The 2651-nt window shown below is 54.7% G+C and carries 3 protein-coding genes; 1 reads left to right on the top strand and 2 read right to left on the bottom strand.

Annotated features, from left to right (window positions below; translation table 11 throughout):
• Positions 1-767: 767 nt before the first annotated feature.
• Both LAT75_RS15550 and LAT75_RS15545 read right to left on the bottom strand, forming a co-directional pair.
• Positions 768-893: a hypothetical protein gene (locus tag LAT75_RS15550; RefSeq protein WP_291483757.1), complete on the bottom strand. Its 126-nt coding sequence runs from the start codon at positions 891-893 to the stop codon at positions 768-770.
• A gap of 32 nt (positions 894-925) precedes the next feature.
• The gene (locus LAT75_RS15545) at positions 926-2050 is read right to left on the bottom strand and encodes a hypothetical protein (RefSeq protein WP_291483755.1); all 1125 of its coding nucleotides are present in this window, start codon (positions 2048-2050) and stop codon (positions 926-928) included.
• 128 nt (positions 2051-2178) lie between these two features.
• Between LAT75_RS15545 and LAT75_RS15540 the strand changes: the two genes are divergently transcribed.
• On the top strand, positions 2179-2651 hold a 473-nt coding region (locus LAT75_RS15540), incomplete at its 3' end, for a glycosyltransferase family 2 protein (RefSeq protein ID WP_291483753.1).

Below are 2651 nucleotides of genomic sequence, written 5' to 3'. Positions count from 1 at the left end.
GAAACCTGATATTCGCGCGATGCGGCCGCTACACTGAGTTTGCCGGATTCAACTAACCCGACTATTTCCTTGCGTAAACTAACTGAAAATATGCGGTATTGCCGAAGATATTTTTTAGACATAAAGACTACTCCATGAGTAAAGGTTTATGTCAACCTATTTTAGGCGCTTACATTTGGCTTTTGGCTTAGTTCCGCGGTCCGCGGTCCGCCGTCTGCGGTCTGCGGTCTGCCGCTCAGCGGTCAGCGGTCAGCGGTCAGCGGTCAATCTAAAAAATCCGTGATAATCCGGCCCGATCCGTAAAATCCGCGTGCCATCTTTGCGGCAGACCTCACCCCAACCCCTGAACGCTCAAACCCCGCAAGCCCGCCCTTTAGCCCGGAGCCACTGGCCCGGCCACATCCCCAACCGCAAAATCCGCGCAAATCCGGCCAAATCCGCTCAATCCGCGTGCCATCATCGCGGCGGACCTCACCCCAACCCCTCTCCTGAAAATGCCACTAGGCCTTACAAGCATGGTCTTCAGGAGAGGGGCTTTTTGTTTCGGGGTGGTTTTGGGGTTTGGGAGCCTTGGCTGCGGCTTTTTTTCTTCGCTGCGAAGACCTGACAGGTTTTGGAAACCTGTCAGGTCTGGCCACATGAGCCGTTTACCTCTCCCACACCCACCGTCTTCGCGGGTGATACAACCGGCCGTGTCATCCTGAGCGGAGCCGGAGCGCAGCGGAGGCGGAGTCGAAGGATCTGGTGATTTGGGCGCCGTGGCCATATCAACGCGAGTCTTCAATTTGCTGAAGGTCGCCTTCGGTTTGGGTCGTGTTTGGCGGGGCCGTGGAGAGCCCCCGGTAGCGCGCATCACACACCCGAGCCTGACCCGAATCTGACCCGAAGGTCATTCTCCCTTCGTTGCCGCACTTCGCGCGGCCATTTACCAGGTCCAGCGGTACATAGTTGGGGAGCGTTGTACCCAGTGCGGGCTTTCGGTGTAGCGGTAGCGCATGTGCACCAGCGGCCAGTACAGGCTGTTATGGATGCGCTCGGGACGAATGTACTCACCTATGCCGGTTGCCTTAACCAATTTGTTGTCGCTTTCGAGGTTCAGCAGGCCATCGGTGAGGAAACGGTAATAAAACGGACCGGAATCGAGCAACTGCGAATGCTGAAGCATCACCATGGAGCCGTCAGCTGCTTTCAGTTCAATGGTACGGGCTGCCCGCAGCAGGAAGGCGTTTGCTGCAAAACTGCCGAGGCTGCCGCTTTCAAATGTATTTTTCAGGCTGTTACTCCCATCGAGCAGCCATCCCTTATAGGAAAGCGAGCCGCCGGCGTTCATCAGATAATACACCAGGGTATGCTTTGGGAAATGGATGCGCCCCCAGTACCAGTCGCGGAACTCCATTTTCATAGGTTCACGGCCGAGGTTGTGATCGTGATAGCCCGTGCCGTTCCAGAAATGGGAACTTTCGCCGGTTATTGCATCGGTATGTGTGAGGCGGCCTTCTACTTTAGCCCTTGGCTGCGTGAGGTTCCATCCGTGCCCCGGCCCTTCGTCAGCGGCATAAGCGTCAACATCAACCGGCAGTACACCGAACAGGTCGCGGGGCGGCACTTCTGACTCGAACAGCAGGCTGCCGCGGAGCGCATCCCCTGAAGGCAGGCTTTCATCAAGCCGAAGCTCATGCCGCAGCGTGCTTCCGGTTTTAGTAAGCAGCAGCTCGTTCCGGCCGATCAGTATGCGGAGGCTGTTACCGTAGCCTTCATCCTCCGAAAAAACAGCCTCATCTGGCGGATATTCGCTCATGCTGTAAAATACCGGCCGCCCTTTGTAATAAAGCGAAATGGTGATAGCCGGATGTTTCCAAGGCAGGGCTTCAGGATCAGCTGCAGCCCAGGCTTTGTTGTAGCGGGTCGAAAAAGGACAGCCGTCGTAAAAAATGACCACAATGTGCCATTCCTGATTGTCATCGGCGGCATCAAAGTACCACCACTCATAGCTTCCCGCCGTATCTTTGGGAGCGGGCATATCAAATTTAAAATCGGATGTTATTTTCATAGGCCTTAATTTACTACCGACTGACAGTCTGATGCAAAACAGATACCGTCCGCTAAATCGGGCTTTAAAGGGCTGTTAATGCACTATTAAGGCCGTTTGCATCATTTTTTGTAATCAACAAATACTACATGTCAATTCTCGAAGGGGCACTCTTAACGGGACTGTTTTTTCTGCTGTTCATCACTTTAGTCCTGCTCCGGAACCGCTTTCAGTTCAAAGGCATTGCGGATATGAACCGCGCCACTGATACAGAACTGAGCGTTGCCGTGTGCATCCCCGCACGAAATGAAGAGGCAGTAATCCGAAGCTGCCTCGACCATGCGCTCAGCCAGACCTACCGCAACACCAAAGTTTATGTGCTCGACGACCGCTCAACCGACGGTACCCCGCAGATCCTGAAGCAATATCAGGAGCTCTACCCGGATAAGATTATCGTCAAAAGGGGCACTGAGCGCCCGGAAGGCTGGCTCGGCAAACCCTATGCCTGCCATCAGCTGAGCAGGCTCGTAAGCGAAGACCTCCTCATTTTCATCGATGCCGATACCTGGATGCAGCCCGACGTGGTGAGCAAAACCGTGGGCGCGTTCAACAGCAGCAACAT

The sequence above is a fragment of the Cyclonatronum sp. genome (assembly GCF_022565315.1).
In the GTDB taxonomy this organism is placed as follows: domain Bacteria; phylum Bacteroidota; class Rhodothermia; order Balneolales; family Cyclonatronaceae; genus Cyclonatronum.
This window is presented reverse-complemented; position numbering and strand designations above follow the sequence as displayed.